Source organism: Longimicrobium sp., from assembly GCF_036399255.1.
Taxonomy (GTDB): domain Bacteria; phylum Gemmatimonadota; class Gemmatimonadetes; order Longimicrobiales; family Longimicrobiaceae; genus Longimicrobium.
This window is the reverse complement of the sequence record NZ_DASWNM010000134.1, coordinates 36,650-59,025: the sequence shown is the minus strand read 5'-3', so window position 1 is coordinate 59,025 and position 22,376 is coordinate 36,650. Positions and strand designations below refer to the sequence as shown.

The window sequence follows — 22,376 nt, the reverse complement described above, 5'->3', positions numbered from 1 at the left end:
TCGGCGGCACGGTTCTCGGCACTAGGTACTAGGCACTCGCCACTCGGCACTTGAAATGAGCCAGACGTTCACCGACGAGAACCTGCTGACCTGGGAAGCCTTTGCCTCGGGCGGCCGCTTTGGCCTTTCCATCCGGCCCAAGGTGATCTTCCACTGCCTGTCGGATCAGTCCCTGCGCGCCCGCTTCGTCGAGGTGCAGGGCGACGAAGCCGACGCCGAGGAGATGATCCACGGCTCCCAGACCGCCCGCCTGCGCGAGCTGCTCAAGGAGTCGAAGGAGCTGGAGTAGGCGATCGAGTCTGAGGAAGAGGACGAACGGGAGCGGTGCCGCGTGGCGCCGCTCCCGTTTGGATTCTTTCCACAGTCTGTGTCCTGCGATCGCGACAACTGCGGAGACGATCTGAGGGAAGTCACTGTTCGGCCAGTCCAGACCGAGGACGACTACGAGGCCGCGCTCGCTGAGGTCGAGGCGATCATGGATGCCGCTTCCGGCACGCCCCAGACGGGGCACGGCTCGATGTGCTTGTCACGCTCATCGAGGCGTATGAGGCGCACCACTGGCCCATCGAAGCTCCGGATCCGATTGAAGCGATCCTTACCAAGGGGCCGCGTCTCTGAGGTGCTTTCTCGAAAGCGAGCCCTCATCGCACAGCCCAGGAAAGTAGGACAATTGAACGGGCTTCGATCATGACGAACGGGAGCGGTGCCGCGTGGCGCCGCTCCCGTTTTTCGATCGCCTATCTGGTACGGTGTGTTCGCCACCACTGAGGGTGGGCGGGCGTCGAACTGCGCACCAGACGAACAGCAGGAACAGGCCGCTCAGAATCGCGAGCACCGTTGGCTGGTCGAACAGCGGCCCGTCGCCGAAGCAGTCGTAGCGTATGATATCCATCGAGCGCTCCTCGCGATGTGTGTGGCGCCTCGTGAAGAGAACATTGACGGAGCACGGGCTCTGGCCCGCCACACTCGTTTGGCTGCTGATACACGGATTGAGATCACTGACACTCTCTCTTGCCTCATTATCCCTTTACGACTATTGTTGCACAATCCGCTTCATCACGTACACTCGCAGGGAGGGCTCCATGTCCAACACGCTCCGTACCGTGCTCCGCCGCAAGCTGGTGGCGCTGGTCGCAGCCCCTATGCTCCTCGTCTCGGCGACGGCGGCAGCGCCCGTGGCCGCGGATCAGATCACTTACAAGGAGACGTTCTACTCCACGGCCGCGCAGACGACCATCGTGGGGGTGGGATACGGGTACTGCGACGGGGACTACATCATGGCCTCCGGATACCAGACGGCGTACGTCAAGTACAAGTTCATCGCGCCCTGCCCGTAAGCACGAGCCGCTGGCGCGAAACAAACGGGAGCGGCGCGAGGTGCGCCGCTCCCGTTTGCGTCTGTCTTCCAATCGCTGCTGCGCCACGACTAGGCCTGAAATAAGCGAATATCGCTCCCGAGCGCCGCAGCGAAGGGCTGTCTGGCTGTGACCGGGTTGTAAGGCGCCGCTCGTCGGCCTCCGGGAGCGATTCCGCTGCCTCCCACGCACTCCCGAGCGGCGAGAGGCATGCGCTTTCTGTTCGTTTCCTTCGACTCCGGTCCTTCAGCGCAGGGCTGAGCCGCCGTCTCGCCCCCAGCTTCCGCGAGACGGTAAGGCACTGCCGGCTATCGTACCCTGCTACGTGAATCCCACGCTCTCGATCATGTGCCAGGTGCCGAAGAGCCGGTCCAGCGTGGGATGGCAGCCGATGAGCCGGATCGTGATTCCCCGCGCCCTCCGCTCCACGCGCGCCGGGATCAGGATGAGCGCGTGCAGGAAGCGGCGGAACTCCATCCGGATGTAGTCGCGGCGGTCGCTCTTGCGGTGCATCATCAGGGCGAGCCAGCTCTTGAGGTTCCAGGCCAGCGCCGCCATCACCATATAAGCCCAGTTGCTCACCAGGTCGTACAGCGGCACCCGCAGGGCCCCGACCCCGTTCTTGAGCTGCTCGATCACGTTCTCCTGGTCGCAGCGCTCGTTCGCGCACCGGACCACCTCCTCCGCGCTCAGGTCGGTGCGCGTGGTGATGTAGAAGAAGTAGCGGATCTCGTCGAAGAGCAGGTTCTCGCCCTTCATCTTGCTGATGTTCTTGCGCAGCACCACCACACGGTAGCTCCGGCCGCACTTGCCCGGCCGGTACTCGAACTCGGCGACGTCCTCGTACTTCAGTTCGAGGTTCAGGTACCCGCGCTCCTTTACGATCCGCTCCTTCTCGCTCGGCTGCCGCCGGCGTGTCTGCTCCGTGAGCGGCGCCCGCTTCGGCTTGCGCTCCAGCCGCCGCCAGCAGCCTTCGTCCAGCGCCTCGGCGCGGCTGCGCAGCGCCTTGCTGCAGTCCATCCCGAAGATGAAGTCCGCCCGCTCCGCCCAGCGGTCGAAATGCGCCGTCAGCGAGAAGTCCGTGTCGCCGCGCAGGCACACCCGCGGCGCGTGCGGACAGACCAGATCGAGCGCGCGGTCGATCCAGACGGCCGCGTCCGTGTGGCTCGGCGCGTTGCCCGGCCGGTTGACTACGTACAGCACCTCGCGCGTGTTCGCCACCGAGATGATCAGCGGAGCGTATCCCCAGATCCCCTTGTAGGAGAGCCCCATCCCCGCCTTCTGCTCACCATCCGTGGGCGAAATGGTGCCGTCCGCGTCGATATACGTCACCGGGCCCAGCATCTCTCTCGCACGCCCCCGCCACAGCTTCGGCCGCACTTCGTTGATGCACTCCATCAGCGTCAGCACGTCCTCTTCCCGGAAGCGCCGGCAGAAGTCGCCCGCCGTCGTGGGGTCCGGGATCAGCTCCGCGCCCAGCGCGTTCATGTACGCCGTGTCGTGCCGCAGCCGCTCGATGTCCTCCAGCCGCGTGCCCCCGCACATCACGTTGTACGCGAGGTTGAGCACGTGGTCCGACTCGTGGTAGGGCAGGTGCACCTTCAGCAGCTTCAGCTTCTGGTCGATCTCCCGCGCCAGCCCCACCCGCGTCACCAGGCGGTGCACCGCGGCGATGCCGCCGTAGCTCGTCACGTCCGTGTTCGCGCCGATCTCGTAGTGCACCTTCCCCGTGCCGAGCATCGGCTTCGGCCGCGCAGACCAGTGCCCCGCCCGAGCATGCCGGCGGGCGACTTTCCGCTTACGAGCGGCACTGTTCTTTCGACTCTGAGCGTGCGATATTCTCTTCACCGGAAAGGCTTATCTTGGGCGGCGGAAGTGATTCCTGGCAGAATCCCACCTACGCCAAGCAAGATAAGTCTTTCCGGTTTCTTTTTCCCCTCCAGCCGCCTCAGATCACGCTTACTGAGGGACTAGGAGCGAATTTGAGCAGCGACGGCCAGGTACTCACGGATCGCGTGCTGAATGTTTGTCCGCGCTTCTTCCTCTGTTTCTCCTTGAGACCAGCAGCCAGGTAGCTCGGGGCAGCTGACGCTGTAGCCTTCGTCGTTTCTGCGCAGCGTGATCGTATACGACATCGGTGCTCCGAGTCGGGAAAATGCGAAGCTACGACGTGATCCGCCCACCTCCAAGCACCACGTCGCCGCTGAACAGGACGGCGGACTGGCCGGGGGTCACGGCGCGCTGGGGCTGGTCCAGCGCCAGGCGCACCACGCCGTCGTCCACCGCCTCCACGCGCGCGGGGACGGCGGGGGCGCGGTGGCGCAGCTGCACGCGCACGGCGTCGCCGGCGGCGGGCGGCGCGGCCAGCCAGTTCAGCTCGCCGATGCCCACGTCGCCGCGCAGCAGGTCGTCCGCCGTGCCCACCACCACCTCGCGCGTCTGCGGGCGCGTGCCGATGACGTACAGCGGCAGCGAGCGACCGCCGCCCAGCCCCCGCCGCTGGCCCACCGTGTAGCGCGCGTACCCGTCGTGCTCGCCGATCACCTCGCCGGACGTGGTGACCAGCGCGCCGGGCGAGAGCGCCGCGTGGTCCGCGCCCAGCCGCTTGCCAAGGAACCCCGCGTAGTCGCCCGTGGGGACAAAGCAGATCTCCATGCTCTCCGGCTTTTCGGCCGTGCTCAGCCCCAGCTGGCGGGCCATCTCGCGCACCTCGGGCTTGGTCAGCTCGCCCACGGGAAACATCAGCTGCGGAAGCATTTGCGGCGGAAGCGCCCACAGGAAGTACGACTGGTCCTTCTTTTCGTCCATCCCCCGCAGCAGCACGGCGTTGCCGTGCGCGTCGGTGCCCATGCGCGCGTAGTGGCCGGTGGCGATGAAGTCGCAGTTCAGCATTTTTCCGCGGCGCAGCAGGTCGCGGAACTTGGTGTTGCCGTTGCAGCGCACGCAGGGGTTGGGCGTGCGGCCGGCGGCGTATTCGCTCACGAAGTCGTCGATCACGTCGCGCGTGAACTCGCGCTCCACGTCGAACACGTAGTGCGGAATGCCCAGCCGGTCGGCCACCATGCGCGCGTCCATGATCCCGTCCAGGCCGCAGCACGACCGGGTGGGACCGTCCGCCTGCGCGTCGGCCTCCGAGTAGCAGAAGGTCTTCATCGTCACGCCGATGACGTTGTGCCCCTGCTCCACGAGCAGCGCCGCCGCCACCGACGAGTCCACGCCGCCCGACATGGCGACGAGGACGTTCTTCTTCTCCATCTGGCGAACCTGTTTCCGATGCGTGTTGTTGCGCTTGGCCGGCTGTTCCCTGTTCCCTATTCCCTATTCCCTGCTGTTTGGGCGTGTCCCTCCGCTGCGCTCCGGGCCGGGCTGCGCGCGCACTAGGGCACGATACAACTGTGCCCAAGTGCGCCGAGCCCCCGGCGCTCACCGTCCCCTGCGCGTTCCCGCCGCGCCCGTGCATGCGCGCCGGGTTCTCGGCCCTGCGGGCGCGCATCCCTCACGCGAACGGCGACGAGCGTGGCCATCCGGCTTCTTCGCGTGCAACTGCGAACGGCATCGAACTGCGTCCGCGGGGTGCCCCTCCCCCGGCCCCTCCCCGTTCGTTCCTCACGGAGAGGGGAGAATTCGATCGCGCTCCGGCAGCCTGTGGCTCGCGTCACCCCTCCCCCGCAGTTTGGGGGGAGGGGTCGCCCGCCGTCGCGAGGAACGAGCGAAAGGCCGGGCGGGGGAGAGTCTCCTACGTCCGCACGCGCTCCACGATTTGCGGAAACACCTCCAGCACGCGCTCGACGTCCTGCTCCGTGGTGTCGCGGCCCAGTGAAAAGCGCACGGACGGGCCGGCGATCTCCGCTGGCAGGCCCATCGCCAGCAGCACGTGCGAGGGCTCCACGGCACCGCTGCTGCACGCGCTGCCGGACGAGGCGGCGATGCCCTCCAGGTCCAGTGCCATCAGCAGCATCTCCGGGTCCGCGCCGGGCACGGACAGGTTGCTGATGGTGGGCAGGCGCGGCGCGGCGGCGGCGTTGATCCGCAGGCCGGGCACGCGCGCGCGCAGCCCCGCCTCCAGCCCGTCCCGCAGCGCGCCGATGCGCGCCATCCCCTCCACCCGCTCCGCCTCCGCCAGCTCCGCCGCGACGGCAAAGGCGACGGCGGAGGCCACGTCTTCCGTCCCCGGGCGCAGCCCGCGCTCCTGGCCGCCGCCGTGCAGCAGCGGGCTCAGCCGCGTGCCGCGCCGCGCGAACAGCACCCCGGCGCCGCGCGGGCCGCCCAGCTTGTGCGCGCTGAAGGCCAGCAGGTCCACCGGCACCTGGTCCACCCGAACCGGCACCTTGCCCAGCGCCTGCACCGCGTCGGAGTGAAAGGTAACACCGGCCGCCGCGCACAGGGCCGCGATCCGCTCCACCGGTTGCAGCGCGCCCACCTCGTTGCTGGCCCACATCACCGAGACCAGCGCCGGCTGCGCGTCCCGCACCATCTCCGCGAGCACGTCCACGTCCACCACACCGTCGCCGTCCACGGGGATCATCCGCAGATGTCCGCCATCCCCCGCGGCGGCCTTCGACGCGGCGAGCACGGCCTTGTGCTCGATGGCGGAGCAGGCGACGGGGCGTCCGGCGTCCATCGCCGCGCGGCCCAGCACCGCCAGGTTGTCGGCCTCCGTGCCGCCGCGCGTGAACACGATCTCCGCCGGCGCCGCGCCGATGACGGCGGCAAAGCGGGCGCGGGCGTCCTCCAGCGCCGCGCGCGCCTCGCGGCCCCAGCGGTGCACGCTGGACGGGTTGCCCCAGCGCCGCGACAGCACGTCGAGCATGGCGTCGCGCGCTTCGGGGCGCAGCGGCGTGGTGGCCGCGTAGTCCAGGTAAACGGGCTCGGTCATGGTTTGCGGGCGCGGGTGAACCGGATTGATAAACGCAAGCGCGGATTAGGTTTCGCGGCGCGCGGAAACCCTTGAGGGTGCCGGGCGGCCCCGCTACATTGCGCCCACAGGCACCCGTTCACCGCAGATGGTCTGCTCCGCATGCTTCCACCGCTTCCCGAAAGCCAGCCGGCCACGTTCCGGACCAGCGTCCACGGCACCGTTTTCGGGGAACGCGCAACGATGGTGGACCAGCTGGCGCAGGGCGACGAGCTGATCCTGATCCCCGATCCGCCCATGGAGGACGATCCCCAGGTGTGGGTCCACTCCCGCACCGGCGACCCGGTGGGGCACCTGCCGCCGGAGATCAACCGCTGGATGGCGCCCTGGCTGCTGCGCGGCGGCTCGGCCAGGGCCACCGTGACGCGGGTGCACGGCACCGACGTGCCCAGCTGGAAGCGGCTCATCATCGAAGTTCATTGCGCCGGGGCATAGCGCGACGCATACTGTGGTGAGGGGCCGGTCTCTCACCAGTCGCATGTGCCGAGCGATCGAGCACGCATGGAGCCGCGGCACGCCGCGAGCTCGAACCGCGACGAGAGGCCGGTCCCACCCGTTTGCGGGCGCGGGGTGATCCACACGGATCCCCGCGCCCGCTTTTCGTATCCCCCATCCACGATGGTCATCCGAAGCCCGGCAAGGACGAACCGTTTTTCGGATCCCCCGCCTCCCGTGCAGACTCGTGAGACGCCGGGGGCCTCATCGGCCGGGAGCAGTTGCAGGCTATTCCCTGTTCCCTATTCCCTGCACCAGGATCAGATGCTCCGCACCGGCAGGTTCACGACGTCATCCACCTGCATGGTCTCGGTGACGTAGAACGGCTCGCCGTACTCCGTGCGGATGAGGGAGCCGTAGCGCGCCGCGTGCATCCGCACCTGGTCGTAGAGGGGGCGGTCGCCGCCGGGGTACACCTCGCCGCCCCACGTCTTGCCGTCGAACTGCGAGCCGTAGCACCGCACCGCCTCCATCTTGGTTTCCATGAAGCCGGTGATGTCGACCACGAAGCTGGGCTTGACCGGGTCTTCGCGGTAGGTGAGCGCGTACAGCAGCTTGTGCGGGCGGTGCGGCTCGCCGGGCGCGTCCAGCTTGCCGAGCCCGGCCAGAAAGCAGGCGTCGTACGCCAGCTGCGAGGCGATGCGGTGGTCCGGGTGGCGCCCCGTCATGTAGGGCAGGATGACCACGCGCGGCCGGAACGCGCGGATGAACCCCGCCACGATGCGGCGCGTCTCGGGCGTGTTCTCGAGCCCCGCGTCGGGCAGCCCCGCGTTGCGCCGCGCCGTGACGCCCAGGATCTTCGCCGCCGCGTCGGCCTCTTCGCCGCGCAGCTGGGCGCTGCCGTCGGTGCCGCGCTCGCCCGCGGTCAGGTCCAGGATGCCGGTGCGGTGCCCCTGCGCCGCCGTCCGCGCCATCGTCCCGCCCACGAGCAGCTCCACGTCGTCGCGGTGCGCCGCGATGGCCAGCAGGTCCACTGGCGGGGCGAGGGGTTCGGTGGCGGAGGTGTGGGGATCGGTCATCGGATGCGGCTCAGGTGGTGTTGGTGGATGGGAGGAGGGCGCTCCGGACGATTCCGCGCGGGCGCCCCCTCCGGGCTCGCATTACTCGCCCACCTCCCCCAAAACTGCTGGGGGAGGTTGGGGCAGGGCAGGGACCAGGGGCTCGACGGACGGGATCGAACTGCGTCCGCGGGGTGCCCCTCCCCCGGCCCCTCCTCGCTCGTTCCTCACGGAGAGGGGAGAATTCGAGCGCGCTCCGGCTAGTTCGGTGCGAGCGGTGGGCGCCCCCTCCGGGCTCGCATTACTCGCCCACCTCCCCCAAAACTGCTGGGGGAGGTTGAGGCAGGGCAGGGACCAGGGGCTCGACGGACGGGATCGAACTGCGTCCGCGGGTGCCCCTCCCCCGGCCCCTCCCCGCTCGTTCCTCACGGAGAGGGGAGAATTCGATCGCGACCTGCAGGCCACCGGTTGGCTGCTTCTTCCCAAGCCGCTACGTGGCAGGCACTTGCCTGCACCCCAGGGCCGCCTGTCCGCGAAGGCGGACTTCGTGTGGTTGTTGCAGCGAATTCATTCGCCCTTGCCAGCCGTCGCCCAAAATGCCGAACCCCCGGCCTCCCGCGCAAACACGCGAGACGCCGGGGGCTCATCAGCCGGGAGCCGTTGCAGGCTATTCCCTATTCCCTGTTCCCTATTCCCTGCAGTTGCAGGCTGTAACCTGTCCCCTATCCCCTCGTCACTCGTACCGCAGCGCATCGACCGGATCCAGCCGCGCCGCCTTGAACGCCGGGTACAGGCCAAAGCCCATCCCCGAGACCGCCGCCGCCAGCAGCGACGCGGCCACGGCCCACAGCGGGATGGCCGCGGGGATGGGGGTAAAGGCGCTGATCAGCGCGGCGGCGCCCATGGCGATCAGCAGGCCGATCACGCCGCCGATGAGCGTCACCGTCATCGACTCCACCAGGAACTGCCACAGGATCTCGCGCGGGGTGGCCCCCAGCGCCTTGCGGACGCCGATCTCGCGCGTCCGCTCGGTCACCGAGATCATCATGATCCCCACCACCCCCACGCCGCCCACGATCAGCCCGATCCCCGCCAGCACCAGCATGACGATGGCGAACACCTGGATGACGCCGTTGATCAGGTCGGCGAACGCCTCCTGCCGCACCACCGCGAAGTTGTTCTCCTCCGCCGGGCGCAGGCTGCGCGCCTGGCGCAGCCGCGCCACCACGTCGTCCATCGCCTGCTCCTGCGTGTAGCCCGTGGCCGGCACCACCAGCAGGTTCATCCACTCCGGGTCCGCCCCCAGCCGCTTGATGGCGGTGGTGGTGGGGATGACCGCCCAGTTGCCCTGGGCGCCGGAAAAGATGTTCTCCTTCTGCCGGTACACGCCCACCACGCGGAACGCCTGGCCCCGCAGCCGCACCTCCTTGCCCACCGCGCTGCCGCTGGGGAACAGGGCCTCGGCCAGCTTGTCGCTCAGCACCGTCACGCTGCTGGTGCGCGCCTCGTCCACGGGCAGGAAGTTGCGCCCCTCCAGGAAGTCGCCCGGGGTGTAGTCCACCCACTGCGCGCTGTACCCCTGCAGGCTCACCGAGGGCACCGAGCGCGAGCGGTACTTCACCGTGCCCCCCGTCCCGGCGCTGGTGGCCACGCTGCGGATGGAGGGCAGGTCGCGCAGCATCTGCGCCTCGGTGAAGGTGAGCGAAGGCTTGCCCTCCCACGGCGGCGGCCCGTTGTCGACCATCCGCACCTTGGTCTGGTCGAACCGCTCCACGAAGAAGTTGTTGGGGCCGATGGCGTTCAGGCTGTCCATGATGGAGCCCTGGAAGCCCGAGATGGCGGCGGCCATGGTCATCACCGTGGCCACGCCGATCACGATGCCCAGGATGGTGAGCGAGGCGCGCACCTTGTTGCTGCGCAGCTGCTCCAGGGCGATCAGCACGCCGCCCTTTGCGCTCGTCAGGTTCATGGTGTGCTCCTAGTCCGCCCGAAGGGCCACGATGGGGTCCAGCCGCGAGGCGCGCCACGCGGGGTACACCCCCGCCGCCAGCCCCACGCCGATCCCCAGCCCCAGCGCCAGCCCGATGGACCCGCCCGACACCCGCGCCGGCAGCGGCGACAGCGCCGACACCAGCGACGCCAGCCCGATCCCCAGCCCGATCCCCACCAGCGCGCCCACGCCGCTCAGCGTGCTGCTCTCGATGAGAAACTGCAGCAGGATGTCGCGCCGGCGCGCCCCCAGGCTCTTGCGGATGCCGATCTCGCGCGTGCGCTCCGACACCGACACCAGCATGATGTTCATGATCACCACCGCGCCCACCAGCAGCGACACCGACACCAGCATGGGAAGCACGGTGAGCATGAAGCTCGAGATCTTGTCCCAGAAGCCCATGGACCCCTTGGCCGTCTCGACCGAGAAGTTGTTGTCCTCGCTGGGCCGCTGCCGCCGCAGGGTGCGAAGGAGGCCGATCATCTCCGACTCCGCCGCCGGAAGCAGCTCGGGGCTGTCCACCTTGAACGAGATGTCCTCGACCACCCCCGCGTTCTCGAAGATCCCGCCGTTCACGGGCGACTTCACGGGGGCAATGGCCATGCGGTCCATCGACATGCCGAACAGCGAGCCCTGCTTTTCAAGCAGCCCGATGACGCGGTAGGGAAAGCCGCCCACGCGCACCGTCTGCCCCACCACCGGGCGCCCCTCGAACAATCCCGCCGCCACGTCCTGTCCCAGCACGATCACCGGCACGCCCCGCTGCGCCTCGTTGCGCGAGAACGGCCGCCCGGCCGAAAAATCCAGCTCGCGGATGGCGAAAAAGTTCTCGGACGCGCCGATGATGTTGACCCCCTGCACCTCGCGCCCCCGGCCGTCGCCCACCCGGGCGTCCTGGTCGAAGCTGTACGACAGCTTGCCGGGGGTGCGCATGTTGGCCGCCAGCCATTCCGCGTCCTGCTGCCGGAACAGCGGGCGCCGCTGCCACTCGCGCCAGTCCTCCTCGGTGGACGGGCCCTCCAGCTCGGGAATGCGGCGCACCAGCACCGTGTTCTGGCCAAAGATGCGCCCCGCGAACTCCTCCTTCATGTACGCGTCCATCCCCTTGAGCAGGGTGATGACGGCGATCAGGAAGGTGACGCCCACCACCGTGCCCAGCACGGTGAAAAAGGCGCGCAGCTTGTTGGCGCGGATGTTGGCCAGCGCGATCCGCACCGCCTCGCGGATGCCCATGGCGTCACACCTCCGCGGCGACGGCGGGGGCGTGCGTTCCCCACTCCGTCCCCGCCGCGGTGGGCTGCTGCCGCCGGTCGTCCGCGATCTTTCCGTCCCTCAGCGTCACCACGCGCTCGGCGTGCGCGGCGATGTCGGGCTCGTGCGTCACCATGATGATGGTCTGCCCCTCGGCGTGCAGCCGGGCGAACAGGCCCATGATCTCTTCCGAGGTCTGCGAGTCCAGGTTGCCCGTGGGCTCGTCGGCCAGGATGATGCTGGGCCGGGTGACCAGCGCCCGGGCAATGGCCACGCGCTGGCGCTGGCCGCCGGAAAGCTGGTTGGGGCGGTGGTCCATGCGGTCGGCCAGCCCCACGTGGCGCAGCGCCTCGGTGGCCCGCTCGCGCCGCTCGCGCTTGCCCAGCCCGCCGTAGACCAGCGGCAGCTCCACGTTCTCCAGCGCCGTGCTCCGCGCCAGCAGGTTGAAGGTCTGGAAGACGAAGCCGATCTCCTTGTTGCGCACGCGGGCCAGCTCGTCCTCGTCCATCCCCGCCACCGGGTGGCCGTTCAGCACGTACTCGCCCGAGGTGGGCGTGTCCAGGCAGCCGATGAGGTTCATGAAGGTGCTCTTGCCGCTGCCGGACGGGCCCATGATGGCCACGTACTCGTTGCGGTGGATCTCCAGGTCCACCCCGCGCAGCGCGCGCACCGTCTCGGCGCCCAAGTCGTAGTGCTTCTCGAGCCCGCGGGTGTGGATCAGGGCCGTGGCGCTCATCCCTTCCTCCGCTCGCCGGCGGCGGCCTTCCCCTTCTCGCCCGCCTTGTCCTTCTCCGTTTCGGCGGGCACCTGCACGGCGTCCTCGTCCTCCAGCTCGCGCACGGCGGCGTAGCTGCCGCTGACCACCGTCTCGCCGCCGCGCAGCCCGCTCACCACCTCGAAGTAGCGGTCGCCCGCGATGCCGATCCGCACCGGCACCCACCGGGCCTTGCCTTCGCGCACCACGAACACGCCCTCGATCTCTTCCTCGTCCTCGCGGGCGGGCGCGGCGGGGGCGCCGTCCTCCTTCTCGTCCGCGTCCTCCACCCGGAACTTCTTCCCCTGGGCGTCGCGGACGGTCAGGGCCAGGATGGGGACGCTGAGCGCGTTGGCGCGCGTCTCGGTGACGATCTCGGCGGTGGCGCTCAGGTCCGGGCGCAGCTCGGCGGGGGGATTGTCGAGGGTGATGACCACCTCGTAGTCCACCGACTGCTGGTCGGCCGACTGGCCGGAGGCCAGCTGGATGGAGCTGTTGCCGATGGCCGTCACCCGGCCCGGAAAGACCTGGCCGGGAAAGGCGTCCACCTTGACGGCGGCGCTGTCGCCCACGGTCAGGCCGGGGATGTCGGTCTCGTCGACCTCGACCTTGGCCTCCATCACCGACAGGTCGGCGATGGTGAGGAGCAGGGAGCCGGGGTTGTTCATCGTTCCCACCACCGCCGTCTCGCCCTGCTCGATGTTCAGCCGGGTCACGCGGCCGCTCATGGGCGCCACGATGGTCGTCTTGCTCAGCTGGTCGCGCGACTCGCTGAGCGCGGCCTGCGCCTGGGTCACGGCGAAGCGGGCGGCCTGCAGCTCCTGCTCGGCCACCTGGGCGGTGGTGCGGGCGTTCTCCACGTCGGCGGCGCTCACCAGCTCGTTGGTCTGCATCAGCTGCTCGGCGCGGCGGGCGTCGGCCTGGGCCTTGGTGAGCTGCGCGCGGCTCTGCGCCTCGCGGGCGCGGGCCTGCGACACGGCGGCCTCGGCGCGGCGGGTGGCGGCCACGAACTGGGTGGGGTCGATGCGAAGGAGCAGCGCGCCCGCGTCCACCCACTGTCCCTCTTCCACGGCCACCTGCACCACGCGCCCGCTGATGTCGGCGCTGATGTCGACCTTGCGCTTGGGCTCGATCTTTCCGCTGGCCGTCACCACCTCCACCAGGGTGCGGCGGGCCACGGCCTCGGTGCTCACCTCGGCGCCCTTCTCACCGCCGCCGCGCAGGGTCAGCGCGCCCAGCACGCTCACCGCCGCCACGACGCCGGCGATGATCAGCGCCTTTTTCTTCGTCGACATGGATGTATCGTCCTCTTCTCGGGTGGGGGCCCGTGCGATGGATCTAGCGAAGGGAGCGGCCGGCCAGCGCCTCGAGCGCGGCCAGCGACTTGTGGTACGTGTACACGGCGTCGATCACGGCGCGCTCGGCCTCGGCCAGGCGGGTCTGCGCGTCGGTCACCTCGATGCTGTTGGCGGCGCCCAGCCGAAAGCGCTCGCGCGCCATCCGCAGCTCCTCGGCGGCGTTCTCGGCCACCTGGCGCTGCAGCTGGGCGGTGCGGTACGCGGTCTGGGCGTTCAGCAGCCCGGTGCGCACGTCGCGGGTCAGGCGCTGCTCCTGGGCCTGCACGGCCAGCCGGGCGTCGCTTTCCTGCACGCGCGCCTCTTCGATGCGGCGCTCGCGGCTCAGCCCGTCGAACAGGGGAAGCGAGATGCTCATGCTGGCCTGCAGCGGCTGGCGCTCGTAGCCAAAGGGAAAGCTGGGGTTCCCCGCCTCCACCTGCCGGCGCACCTGCTCGCGGACCACGGGGTCGTTGACGTCGAACTGCGCGCAGTTGGCGGTCGACAGCCCCAGCGCGGCGCGGACGGTGTTGCTCTCGTTGCAGCTGGCGAAGGCGCCCTGCATTCCCCCCAGCTGCTGCTGGACCAGGGGGTCGATGTTGCCGGCGCTGTACACCGAGCCCACCATCCCCACCTGGAAGCTCAGGCTGGGAAGGTAGGCCGAGCGGGCGGCGCGCACCTGCGTCTGTGCGGCGCCGGTGCTGGCGCGGGCGGCCAGCACGCCGGGGTTGTTCTCCAGCGCGGAGCGCACCAGGTCCTCGGCCGCCCAGGTGGGCTCGAAGAGCTCGAAGGTGCTTTCCAGCCGCGTCTCCACGGGAAGGTCCACGCCCATCAGCAGCCCCAGGCGCAGCAGCTCCGTCGCGTAGGTGTTCTGCTGCTGTACGACGGTCACTTCGGCGCGGCCGCGCTCCACCTCGGCGCGGCGCACGTCCAGCGGGGTGCCGCTGCCCACCTCGAGCTTGGCGTTGGCCAGCCGCTCGTGCTCGCGGGTGCGCTCCACCTCGCGCGCCGCCTGCGCGGCCTGCTCGCCGGCCTGCAGCACGGTGATGTACTGCTGCTGCACCTGCATCACCAGGTCGGCCTCGTAGCCGGCGATGCGGCTTTCCGTGGCCTGGTGCTGCGAGCGCGCCAAGCGGGGCTGCAGCAGCTTGGCGCCGCTCAGGTCGTAGCTCAGCCCCAGGTTCCAGTTGGACGAGTAGTACTGGGGCCGCTCGCCGAACACCTCGCTGCCGAAGCGCTGCACGCCCGAGGCGGTGTAGCCGAACCCCGCGCTGGCGTTGGCCGAGGGAAGGAAGTCGGCCCGGGCGGCGCGCATGGCCGCCCGGGTGCCGCGCGTGTCGTTGCGCTGCGCCTGCATGTCGGGGTTGTTCTGGCGCGCGGCGGCCACGGCCTCTTCCAGGCTGAGCCCGGGACCGGCGGGGGCGGCGGCGGGCTGCTGCGCGGCCAGGGGCGCGGCCGCGAGCGCGGCCAGCAGCGAAAGGCCCGCGGCGCGGGCAAGGCGTTGAGTCGACATCGGACGTTCTTTGATGATTCGGGTACAGCGAGAGGGCGGCCGGTGGGCCGCAAGGCCCACTACGGCACGCCCGGGGATAGGTTTCAGACCACCGCGCGCAACAGCGCGACCAGCACGTTCAGCCCCAGCATCACGGCCAGCGCGGTGCCCGTGCCGATCTTGCGGTTCAGCGTGGAGACGGCCAGCGCCACCAGCACCAGCTGCCAGACCACGAAGACGTTGAAGGTGCTCAGGAACTGGTGGACGGGCGACTCGGGGTCCATGCCGACCGCCAGGGCGCCCAGCGTGATGCCGCTGCTCATGACCCCCTTCTGGATCATGATGGGGAGCGCGACCAGCTGTCCCACCGCGCCGACCAGGTTCACGTGCGCCACCACCGAGAGGTACTGGCGAAAGGTGGCGCGGCCGCCCAGGGCCACGGAAAAGACCAGCACCAGCAGCCCGGCCACCACGGCCGTCACGATCCAGGGAAAGATCACCGCGCCCGCCAGCCCCACCATGCGCTGCACGCCGGCCATGGCCTCTGCGTCCATCGGCGGCGCGTCGGGCTGGGCGCGCATGGCCTCTTCCATGGTGGCGACCCACACCTCCATCGGCACCAGGGCGAACGCGATGGCGCCCAGCACTACCGAAAGCACCATCACGTCCACCCAGGGCGGACGCGCGCCAAAGCGGCTGAACAGCGCCACGGGTGAAAAGAACGTGTCGATCACGCGCCGGGGAAACGATCCGGCATGGGGCTCCTGCGCCTGGGGGGCGGAGGAATCGGCGAAGACGATGGTGTCGGACATGGGAGGGTCTCCGAGCAGGTAGGAAGCGTCAAAGATAATCGGCCCGCGCCTTTCGGGTAAGCGCGACGATCCGTCCAGCGCGCATCGCTACGGGACGTTGGCCGCCGAAGTTGCACAGCAGCTCAGGATCGGGGCAGGGGCGGCGAGGATGGGAGGAGAATGGGGGCGCGGGTGTTCGGACGGGGGCGCGTGGATGGATGATGCGGGATGGCGGCGAGTGTGTCGCGACCCGCGGCGCCCCCTCCGGGCTCGCATGACTCGCCCACCTCCCCCGAAACTGCCGGGGGAGGTTGATGTTGATGTTGGGGCAGGGCTCGGCAAGGGCGAATGAATTCGCTGCAACAACCACACGAAGGCTGCCTTCGCGGACTGGCGGCTCCGGGGTTCGGGCAGGTGCCTGCCACGTGGAGGGTTTTGTGGTGGGGCCAGCAGGATGCCGGAGGATCGGGATCGAATTCTCCCCTCTCCGTGAGGAACGAACGGGGAGGGGCCGGGGGAGGGGCACCCCGCCGGCGCCGTTCGATGCCTTTTGGACCGTCGTGGATTTCGCGGATCGCGACTCATCCCCCAAACGAGAGCGGGGGAAGGCCGCCGTGGCCCTCCCCCGCTCGTCCGTCGATTGCGTGCCGTGCGTGGGTCAGCGGGGCATGCGGGTGCGCTCGGCGCGCCAGGCGCGGGCGGGAACCTCCACGCGGATCACACGGTTCAGGTCGTCCACCCACACGTGGTGCTCGTCGCCGCCGGCGGGCTGCACCACCAGGTGGTGCGCCGTGGCCGACACGCCGCCGATCTGCACCGTCTCTTCGCCGCGGCTGGTGACGGTGGCCATCACCTGCCGGTTTTCGCGGGGGACGATGACGGGGACGCGGCCCTGGTGCGTCCGCTGCGCCAGGAACTGGTAGTGGTGCGCCACGCCCTGGTCCAGCACCACCGCGCCGGAGCTGGCCACGTATTCGCGCAGCTGCTCGCCGGAGCCGGTGACGATCTTGGCGCTGAACCGGCCGCTGCCCACGGTGCCCACCACGCGGCTGGGCGAGCTGCCGCCCACGTCCACCTGGTAGCTGACGGGATCGGTGCCCACGCCGCGGGTGGTGAGCACGGGGTCCAGCTCCAGCGTGCCCTCGGGCAGCCGCAGCCGCACGCGGCCGGTGGCCACGAAGTCGCTGCCTACCTGCGAGGTGAGGAACGCTTCGGTTCCCACGTTGCGGTCTTCGACGTAGACCACGAACGTGCCGGAGTCCGCCGCCTGCGCCGCCGACTGCACCGGCACCGCGAGCGGAAGGCCCAGGAGGGCGAAAGCGTAGAGAACGCGCTTGCTGATCTTCATCGGTTCCTCGTTGGATGTGCGCCGCCCGTCACGGCCGGCGTCGGTCCGCACGCTCCGTACCCCGTGGGCCGGCAGGGGTTTCGGACGGGGGATCGCGGGGCGGGGGTAAGGTGCTGGGAGGAAAGGTGTTGGGTGTAGGGCAGCACGGCGGGCAAGGGCGAATGAATTCGCTGCAACGACCACACGAAGGCCGCCTTCGCGGACTGGCGGCTCCGTGGTGCGGGCAGGTGCCTGCCATGTGGAGGGTTGGGAAGGCGGCTGGCAGGATGCGGGCGGATCGGGATCGAATTCTCCCCTCTCCGCGAGGAACGAGCGGGGAGGGGCCCGCGTGAGGGATGCGCGCCCGCAGGGCCGAGAACCCGGCGCGCCATGCACGGAACCGGAGGATCTCGCGCGGGATTCCTGGCGCGCCGGGGGCTCGGCGCCGTTGGCAACAGTGGTATCGTTGCCTACGGCGCGCGCAGCCCGGCCCGGAGCGCAGCGGAGGGACACGCCCACCCCAGGCGGTTCATCCGTAAGCAGTTACGAAGATCTCTCGGAAAACGCCTACTCGTCGTCCTCGTCGGGAGGCGGGGCGATGAATACCTTGAGGCGGATCTTCTGCAGGATGTGCTCGTAGATGAGCCGCCCCTTCTCGGCGGAGGCCAGCGCGGCGTCGCCCAGGATCCCGCGGGTGGCGGGGGGAATGCGCCGCAGCCGCCCGATGCTGAACTTTCCGACCTTTCTGGGGTCCACCGTGGGTTCCTGCACCCGATCCATGAGCACCGCGTCCGGCCGCAGGTGCAGCAGCAGCGAGGTGAGCGCCTCGCCGGCGTGCTCCTGGCGCGTGCTCCCCTCCAGCAGGGCGCCCAGGTCCACGCTGAGCGCCTCGACCACGCGGACGCGGGCGTCCATGGCGCGCAGGGTGGCGATGGCCTCGGCGTGGGGCACGTGCGCGTTGGCGGTGATGGCGATGAACTCGCAGAACCCCTGCGACGCCCACACGGCCAGCAGCTCGTTGAGCGCGCGGTGCAGGGTCTTGGCGCGCAGGGCGGCGGTGCCGGCGTACGCCTCTTCACCCGGCAGGTTGACGCCGTAGTGAAAGGTGGGGGCGCGCAGCACGCCGAACTCCAGCGAAAGGTCGCGCGCCAGCGCCTCGGCCACGCAGGTGCCGGCGCCCACGGGCAGGTGCGGACCCGACTGGTCGCACGCGCCCACCGGGACGATGAGCCGGCGGTCGTGCTTGAGGTGGGCGGCGACGTCCGTCCACGGCAGGTCGGAGATGGCGTAGGAGCGCATGGGCTTGGTAGACACGGAAACGACGCTAGCGGATGACACGACGGTGGCGCAAGCCGCACCGTCCGCGCCGCCGCGCCCGGCCCGCCGCATCGGCGACGCGGCGGGGTGGGCGGCGGGGTGGCTGGCGGTGCTGTTTCTTGCGGCCTGGCTGCAGCGGCTGACCCCCGCCTGGCTTCCCGCGGCCGCCGCCTGCGCGGCGGCGTGGGCGGTGCTGGCGCGCTCGGTCCGCGTGCCCTGGCGCATCGCGGGCGCGCTGGCGCTGGCCCTGGCGGTGGGGCTGGCGGCGCGCACGCAGCTGCGCCTGTGGCGCGTGGCCGCGGAGTGGGGCGACGTGCGCTTTGCGGTGGACACCGTCGCCGGCGCGCGGGTGCACGAGGACCTGGACCGCCTGTTCGACCGCGGCGGGCGCGCGGTGCTGGGCGCGGCGGACCTGGTGGGCCCCCGCACGCGGGTGAACGCGGAATTGTTCGCCCGGCTGGAGGAGGTGAGACGGCGCACGGAGACGACGGCGCTGGCGGTGTACCGCGCGGACGGATCGCCCCTGGTGTGGGCGGGCGAGCACCGGGGGACGGTGCCGGACTCGGTGCGCCGGGGGCTGGTGGAGTCGTTCTTCTCGTCCGGCCCGCTCTTTGGCTACGTGTACTTCGCGGAGCGGCTGCAGAGCGGCAACGTGGCGGTGGCGGCCACGCTGCTGGACGCGCACGTGGAGGTGGGGGAGGGGGCGGAGCCGTACGCGGACCGCTTTGCCCGCCGCCACGGGGTGATGCCGCACTTCACCACGCCGGAGCTGGCCCAGGGCGAGGGGATCTGGGACTGGACCACGGAGAACGACACCATCCTCAGCGGCGTCTTCGAGGCGCTTACGCAGGACCGCTGGCGCGACCGCGTGTCGCGCCACGGACGCTGGGAGGTGGGGGCGGCATGGCTGTTCGCGGCACTGCTGCTGGCGGTTGCCTGGTACCGCGGGGGATCGCGCCCGCCGGGCATTCCCATCGCGGCGCTGACGCTCTCTCTCGTCCTGATTCCCCTGGGCGAGGTGCTGCGGGGGATGGCGGGGGCGGCCAGCGCCTTCGCCCCCATCCGCTTCGTCCTCCCCGCGCCGGGAGACGTGACGCTGGGCCAGCTGCTGCTGGTGCTGATGGGCGCGGCGGCGTGGCTGCTGGCGCGGCTGCAGCCCGCCAAAGCGGCGGACCGGCTGCCGCTGGCCCTGCGCGTCGCGCTGGCCGGCGCGGCGCTGCCGGGGGCGGTGGCGCTGGTGCGCGCCTCGGTGGCGGCGGGGGTGCTGGCGGACCAGCCGGCCGGCGGGGCGCCGCTGGTGGTGGCGCTGGCGCTGCTGGGGGCCATTCCCCTCTTCGTGCTCATCGGGCACGGCGGTGAGGGGCGGCGGGTGCGGGTGGAGCACGTGGTCGCGGCGCTCTTCCTGGCGGCGCTGATGGGCTTTGCGCTGGTGGCGGCGTGGTGGCGGCCGGGGCGCGAGGTGCCGGTGTGGGCGGCGGCGCTGTGGGCGGTTCCGTTCGCCATCGCCTCGCTGGGCGTGCCGCGCTCGGAGGTGCGGCGGGGCGCGCTGCTCCCGTGGGCCTGCGCGGGATGGATCGCGGCGACGCTGGCGCTCTCCACCCTGTGGACGATGCACCTGAACGAGCGGCTGCGCGTCTCGGAGCGCGAGATCGCGCGGCTGGGGACGCAGGCGGACCCGTTCCTGGACTTTCTCCTTCGCCAGTTCAGCGAAGAGGTGCTGCGGCTGGACGCGGAGGGGCGGCAGGGGGTGAGCCTGCTCTACCAGGCCTGGGTGGAGGCGGGGCTGGCGCGGGAGGGATACGAGGGACGGGTGACGCTGTGGCAGGACGGCGCGCCGCGGACGGAGCTGCGGCTGGCGGACGCGGCGGTGCCGGCAGAGCGGGTGGCGCAGCTGCTGGAGGCGGCGCGCGGGGCCGAGGAGCCGCGGCTGGAGCGGGTGACCAACGTGCCCGGCCTGCACTACCTGCTGGTGGTTCCGCTGACGGCGGGGCAGAGCGTGTCGGTGGCGGTGCCGCCGCGCGCGTACCTGGGGCGCTCCACCTCGCTGGCGCGCTTCCTGGACCCGGAGAAGCCGGCGGACAGCGGCGTGGGCGCGGCGACGCTGTCGCTGGTTCCCGCGATGACGCACGCGCCGCCGCCCGGCCGGGACATGCGCTGGCTGCGGACGGAGGACGGGTGGCGCAGCGAGATCGGCGTGGCCTTTCCCGGCGCGCAGATGCACGCGCACATGACGGTGCCCACGCCCTCGCGCCTCATCCTGATCGCGCGCGGGCTGCTGGCGCTGGTGATGGTGGTGGGGCTGGCCGCGGCGCTGTGGGCGCTGGCGCGCACGCTGTGCGGCGAGCCGCTGGGGATGGAGCGGGCGCAGTGGGGGTGGCTGTTCACCTTTCGCGGCCGGCTGACGGCGGCGCTGTTCGTCTTCTTTCTGCTGCCGATGGCGGGGTTCGGCGCCACGGCGTACCGCGCGCTGTCGCGCGAGGTGGAGCGCACGGCGGCGGCGCTGGCGGACCGCGCGCTGACGCAGGCGGAGTCCGAGGCGCACGGCCAGCCCCTGGGCGAGCTGGCGCGGCACGTAGGGGCGGACCTGCTGCTGTACCGCGACGGCGTTCTCTCGCAGGCGGCGGCGCCGGAGGTGATCGACCTGGGGCTGTACCACGCCTGGCTCTCGCCGCCCGTCTTTCTGGACTTCGCGGTGGGCGAAGCGGTGGAGCGGGCGGAGAACCGCGAGCTGGCCAACCACGAGTACCTGGTGGCGTACCGCCGCTTCGGCGACCGGCAGGTGCTGGCCTCGCCCACGCCGCTGGCCACGGGCGAGATCGCGCGGCGGCAGCAGGAGCTGGCGGACGTGGTGGCGCTGGCGGGGCTCTTCGGCGCGGCGCTGTCCGTGGTCCTCTCCCTCCTCGTTGGACGCGCGCTGTCGCGGCCCATCGAGGCGCTTTCGGGCGCGGCGAGCGCGGTGGGCGCGGGCGACCTGTCGGTGCGCCTGCCCGGCGGCCGGCGCGACGAGTTCGGGCGCGTGTACCGCTCGTTCAACCGCATGGTGCGCAGCCTGCGCCAGGCACGCAGCGCGCTGGTCAGCGAGACGCGGCGCACGGAGGCCATCGTCTCCGAGGCGGGGACGGGCGTGCTGGCGCTGGACGCCTCCGGCCGGGTGCAGCTCATCAACCCCCGCGCGGGGCAGATCCTGGGCGCGGAGGTGCCGGTGGGGTCGCGCATCCCCGAGGACCAGCCGGTGCCCGCGATGGTGGCCGCCACGCTACGCGACTTCCTTGCCTCGGGCGCGCGCGAGCGGGTGGACGAGCGCGAGGTGGACGGGCGCACCATCCGCCTGCGGATGCGCAGCCTGCACACGGACGGGCCGCGCGGCGCGGTGCTGGTGGTGGAGGACGTGACGCGCGAGATCACCAGCGCCCGCGTGCTGGCCTGGGGTGAGATGGCGCGGCAGGTGGCGCACGAGATCAAGAACCCGCTGACACCCATCAAGCTGGCGGTGCAGCACCTGCGCCGCGCCTACAAGGACGGGCGCGACGACTTCGGCACCATCCTGGACCGCAACGTGGCCAGCATTCTCCAGGAGATCGACCACCTGGGCGAGATCAGCCGCGCCTTTGCCCGCTTCGGCGCGCCGGCGGAGGAGGGCGCCCCCGCGGAGCCGGTGGACGTGCGGCGCGTGGCCGACGAGACGCTGGCGCTGTACCGCGGCGGCCACGACGGCATCGACTACGCGCTGGAGGTCGATCCGGAGCTGCCGCGCGTGCTGGCCCGCTCCGGCGAACTCAAGGAGGTGCTGGTGAACGTGCTGGAGAACGCGCGCGGTGCGCTGGACGGCGGCGGGCGGGTGCGGATCGCGGCGGCGCCGGCGGGCGGGGGCCAGTGGGTGCACGTGGACGTGGCCGATACGGGCGAGGGGATCTCGCCGGAGTCGCTCCCCCGCATCTTCGAGCCGCAGTTCTCCACGCGAAGCAGCGGGACGGGGCTGGGGCTGGCCATCGTCAAGCGGCTGGTGGAGTCGTGGGGCGGGGAGGTGACGGTGGATTCCGTCGTGGGCGAGGGGACGACGGTGCACCTGCGGCTGCGGGTGGCGGAGGGTGAAGGGGTGAAGGGGTGAAGGGGTGAAGGGGTGAAGGGGTGAAGGGGTGAAGGGGTGAAGGGGTGAAGGGGTGAAGGGGTGAAGGGGTGAAGGGGGGTGTTCGTCGATGGCTGGACGGGGGCGCTCGCCTGGAGCCACGTGCGTACCGGATGGTAGATTGGATGGGAGGGTTCGTGGCGAAGGGAGAGGTTTGCGTTTGCTGCGGATGTTGCGAAGACTGCGGATGGTGATTAGCTTTGGTGTGCAGGCAGCTCAACCGGATCAGTG

General features: G+C 70.7%; 18 protein-coding genes and 1 pseudogene. 5 read left to right on the top strand and 14 right to left on the bottom strand.

What is annotated here, in order from left to right; all coding sequences use genetic code 11:
* Window positions 1–55 precede the first annotated feature (55 nt).
* Together VGC13_RS24085 and VGC13_RS33720 are read left to right on the top strand one after the other, a co-directional pair.
* Complete coding sequence (locus VGC13_RS24085; protein WP_331127857.1) at window positions 56–289, top strand: hypothetical protein; 234 nt, start codon at window positions 56–58, stop codon at window positions 287–289.
* Window positions 290–475: 186 nt separating this feature from the next.
* Window positions 476–594: pseudogene (locus VGC13_RS33720) on the top strand (transcriptional regulator); the annotation flags it as partial.
* Between the two features lie 91 nt (window positions 595–685).
* Here VGC13_RS33720 and VGC13_RS24080 read toward each other — a convergent pair.
* Window positions 686–892 (bottom strand): hypothetical protein, encoded by a 207-nt coding sequence (locus VGC13_RS24080; protein ID WP_331127856.1) that lies wholly within the window; start codon window positions 890–892, stop codon window positions 686–688.
* A 190-nt stretch (window positions 893–1,082) separates the two neighbouring features.
* Here VGC13_RS24080 and VGC13_RS24075 point away from each other — a divergent pair, with 190 nt between their 5' ends.
* The gene (locus tag VGC13_RS24075; RefSeq protein ID WP_331127855.1) at window positions 1,083–1,337 is read left to right on the top strand and encodes a hypothetical protein; all 255 of its coding nucleotides are present in this window, start codon (window positions 1,083–1,085) and stop codon (window positions 1,335–1,337) included.
* A gap of 339 nt (window positions 1,338–1,676) precedes the next feature.
* Here VGC13_RS24075 and VGC13_RS24070 read toward each other — a convergent pair whose 3' ends face one another.
* The 4 genes from VGC13_RS24070 to VGC13_RS24055 form a co-directional block, all read right to left on the bottom strand.
* Window positions 1,677–3,203, bottom strand: coding sequence for an IS1380 family transposase (locus VGC13_RS24070; RefSeq protein WP_414683015.1), 1,527 nt, complete (start codon window positions 3,201–3,203; stop codon window positions 1,677–1,679).
* Window positions 3,204–3,325: 122 nt separating this feature from the next.
* Complete coding sequence (locus VGC13_RS24065) at window positions 3,326–3,490, bottom strand: type II toxin-antitoxin system HicB family antitoxin (protein ID WP_331127853.1); 165 nt, start codon at window positions 3,488–3,490, stop codon at window positions 3,326–3,328.
* Window positions 3,491–3,518: 28 nt separating this feature from the next.
* The gene (mnmA, locus tag VGC13_RS24060) at window positions 3,519–4,670 is read right to left on the bottom strand and encodes a tRNA 2-thiouridine(34) synthase MnmA (protein ID WP_331127978.1); all 1,152 of its coding nucleotides are present in this window, start codon (window positions 4,668–4,670) and stop codon (window positions 3,519–3,521) included.
* Between the two features lie 421 nt (window positions 4,671–5,091).
* The gene (locus VGC13_RS24055; RefSeq protein WP_331127852.1) at window positions 5,092–6,231 is read right to left on the bottom strand and encodes a cysteine desulfurase family protein; all 1,140 of its coding nucleotides are present in this window, start codon (window positions 6,229–6,231) and stop codon (window positions 5,092–5,094) included.
* Between the two features lie 141 nt (window positions 6,232–6,372).
* On the opposite strand from VGC13_RS24055, the gene VGC13_RS24050 reads away from it, so the two are divergent.
* Window positions 6,373–6,705: a hypothetical protein gene (locus VGC13_RS24050; protein ID WP_331127851.1), complete on the top strand. Its 333-nt coding sequence runs from the start codon at window positions 6,373–6,375 to the stop codon at window positions 6,703–6,705.
* Window positions 6,706–7,025: 320 nt separating this feature from the next.
* Here VGC13_RS24050 and bshB1 read toward each other — a convergent pair whose 3' ends face one another.
* From bshB1 to VGC13_RS24005, 9 genes are all read right to left on the bottom strand, one after another.
* Complete coding sequence (bshB1, locus tag VGC13_RS24045) at window positions 7,026–7,784, bottom strand: bacillithiol biosynthesis deacetylase BshB1 (protein ID WP_331127850.1); 759 nt, start codon at window positions 7,782–7,784, stop codon at window positions 7,026–7,028.
* A 712-nt stretch (window positions 7,785–8,496) separates the two neighbouring features.
* Window positions 8,497–9,732 (bottom strand): ABC transporter permease, encoded by a 1,236-nt coding sequence (locus tag VGC13_RS24040; RefSeq protein WP_331127849.1) that lies wholly within the window; start codon window positions 9,730–9,732, stop codon window positions 8,497–8,499.
* A 9-nt stretch (window positions 9,733–9,741) separates the two neighbouring features.
* Window positions 9,742–10,986 carry an ABC transporter permease gene (locus tag VGC13_RS24035; RefSeq protein WP_331127848.1) on the bottom strand — a complete coding sequence of 415 codons (1,245 nt, stop codon included), beginning with the start codon at window positions 10,984–10,986 and terminating at the stop codon, window positions 9,742–9,744.
* Between the two features lie 4 nt (window positions 10,987–10,990).
* Window positions 10,991–11,740, bottom strand: coding sequence for an ABC transporter ATP-binding protein (locus VGC13_RS24030; RefSeq protein ID WP_331127847.1), 750 nt, complete (start codon window positions 11,738–11,740; stop codon window positions 10,991–10,993).
* Entirely contained in the window at window positions 11,737–13,053 is a 1,317-nt protein-coding gene (locus tag VGC13_RS24025) for an efflux RND transporter periplasmic adaptor subunit (protein ID WP_331127846.1), read from the bottom strand. The genes VGC13_RS24030 and VGC13_RS24025 overlap by 4 nt, the downstream gene beginning before the upstream one ends.
* 43 nt (window positions 13,054–13,096) lie before the next feature.
* Entirely contained in the window at window positions 13,097–14,605 is a 1,509-nt protein-coding gene (locus VGC13_RS24020; protein WP_331127845.1) for a TolC family protein, read from the bottom strand.
* Window positions 14,606–14,688: 83 nt separating this feature from the next.
* A complete protein-coding gene (locus VGC13_RS24015; protein ID WP_331127844.1) occupies window positions 14,689–15,396 on the bottom strand; it encodes a YIP1 family protein in 708 nt (235 codons plus the stop codon).
* Between the two features lie 637 nt (window positions 15,397–16,033).
* Entirely contained in the window at window positions 16,034–16,723 is a 690-nt protein-coding gene (locus VGC13_RS24010; protein ID WP_331127843.1) for a hypothetical protein, read from the bottom strand.
* Between the two features lie 546 nt (window positions 16,724–17,269).
* The gene (locus VGC13_RS24005; protein WP_331127842.1) at window positions 17,270–18,016 is read right to left on the bottom strand and encodes a creatininase family protein; all 747 of its coding nucleotides are present in this window, start codon (window positions 18,014–18,016) and stop codon (window positions 17,270–17,272) included.
* 28 nt (window positions 18,017–18,044) lie between these two features.
* On the opposite strand from VGC13_RS24005, the gene VGC13_RS24000 reads away from it, so the two are divergent.
* Window positions 18,045–22,127 carry an ATP-binding protein gene (locus VGC13_RS24000; protein ID WP_331127841.1) on the top strand — a complete coding sequence of 1,361 codons (4,083 nt, stop codon included), beginning with the start codon at window positions 18,045–18,047 and terminating at the stop codon, window positions 22,125–22,127.
* The last annotated feature ends 249 nt before the right edge of the window (window positions 22,128–22,376 follow it).

Coding starts and splice junctions, on each gene's coding strand:
- VGC13_RS24085 (WP_331127857.1), top strand. CDS start 56: ATGAGCCAGACGTTCACCGACGAGAACCTGCTGACCTGGGAAGCCTTT.
- VGC13_RS24080 (WP_331127856.1), bottom strand. CDS start 892: ATGGATATCATACGCTACGACTGCTTCGGCGACGGGCCGCTGTTCGAC.
- VGC13_RS24075 (WP_331127855.1), top strand. CDS start 1,083: ATGTCCAACACGCTCCGTACCGTGCTCCGCCGCAAGCTGGTGGCGCTG.
- VGC13_RS24065 (WP_331127853.1), bottom strand. CDS start 3,490: ATGTCGTATACGATCACGCTGCGCAGAAACGACGAAGGCTACAGCGTC.
- VGC13_RS24055 (WP_331127852.1), bottom strand. CDS start 6,231: ATGACCGAGCCCGTTTACCTGGACTACGCGGCCACCACGCCGCTGCGC.
- VGC13_RS24050 (WP_331127851.1), top strand. CDS start 6,373: ATGCTTCCACCGCTTCCCGAAAGCCAGCCGGCCACGTTCCGGACCAGC.
- bshB1 (WP_331127850.1), bottom strand. CDS start 7,784: ATGACCGATCCCCACACCTCCGCCACCGAACCCCTCGCCCCGCCAGTG.
- VGC13_RS24040 (WP_331127849.1), bottom strand. CDS start 9,732: ATGAACCTGACGAGCGCAAAGGGCGGCGTGCTGATCGCCCTGGAGCAG.
- VGC13_RS24035 (WP_331127848.1), bottom strand. CDS start 10,986: ATGGGCATCCGCGAGGCGGTGCGGATCGCGCTGGCCAACATCCGCGCC.
- VGC13_RS24030 (WP_331127847.1), bottom strand. CDS start 11,740: ATGAGCGCCACGGCCCTGATCCACACCCGCGGGCTCGAGAAGCACTAC.
- VGC13_RS24025 (WP_331127846.1), bottom strand. CDS start 13,053: ATGTCGACGAAGAAAAAGGCGCTGATCATCGCCGGCGTCGTGGCGGCG.
- VGC13_RS24020 (WP_331127845.1), bottom strand. CDS start 14,605: ATGTCGACTCAACGCCTTGCCCGCGCCGCGGGCCTTTCGCTGCTGGCC.
- VGC13_RS24015 (WP_331127844.1), bottom strand. CDS start 15,396: ATGTCCGACACCATCGTCTTCGCCGATTCCTCCGCCCCCCAGGCGCAG.
- VGC13_RS24010 (WP_331127843.1), bottom strand. CDS start 16,723: ATGAAGATCAGCAAGCGCGTTCTCTACGCTTTCGCCCTCCTGGGCCTT.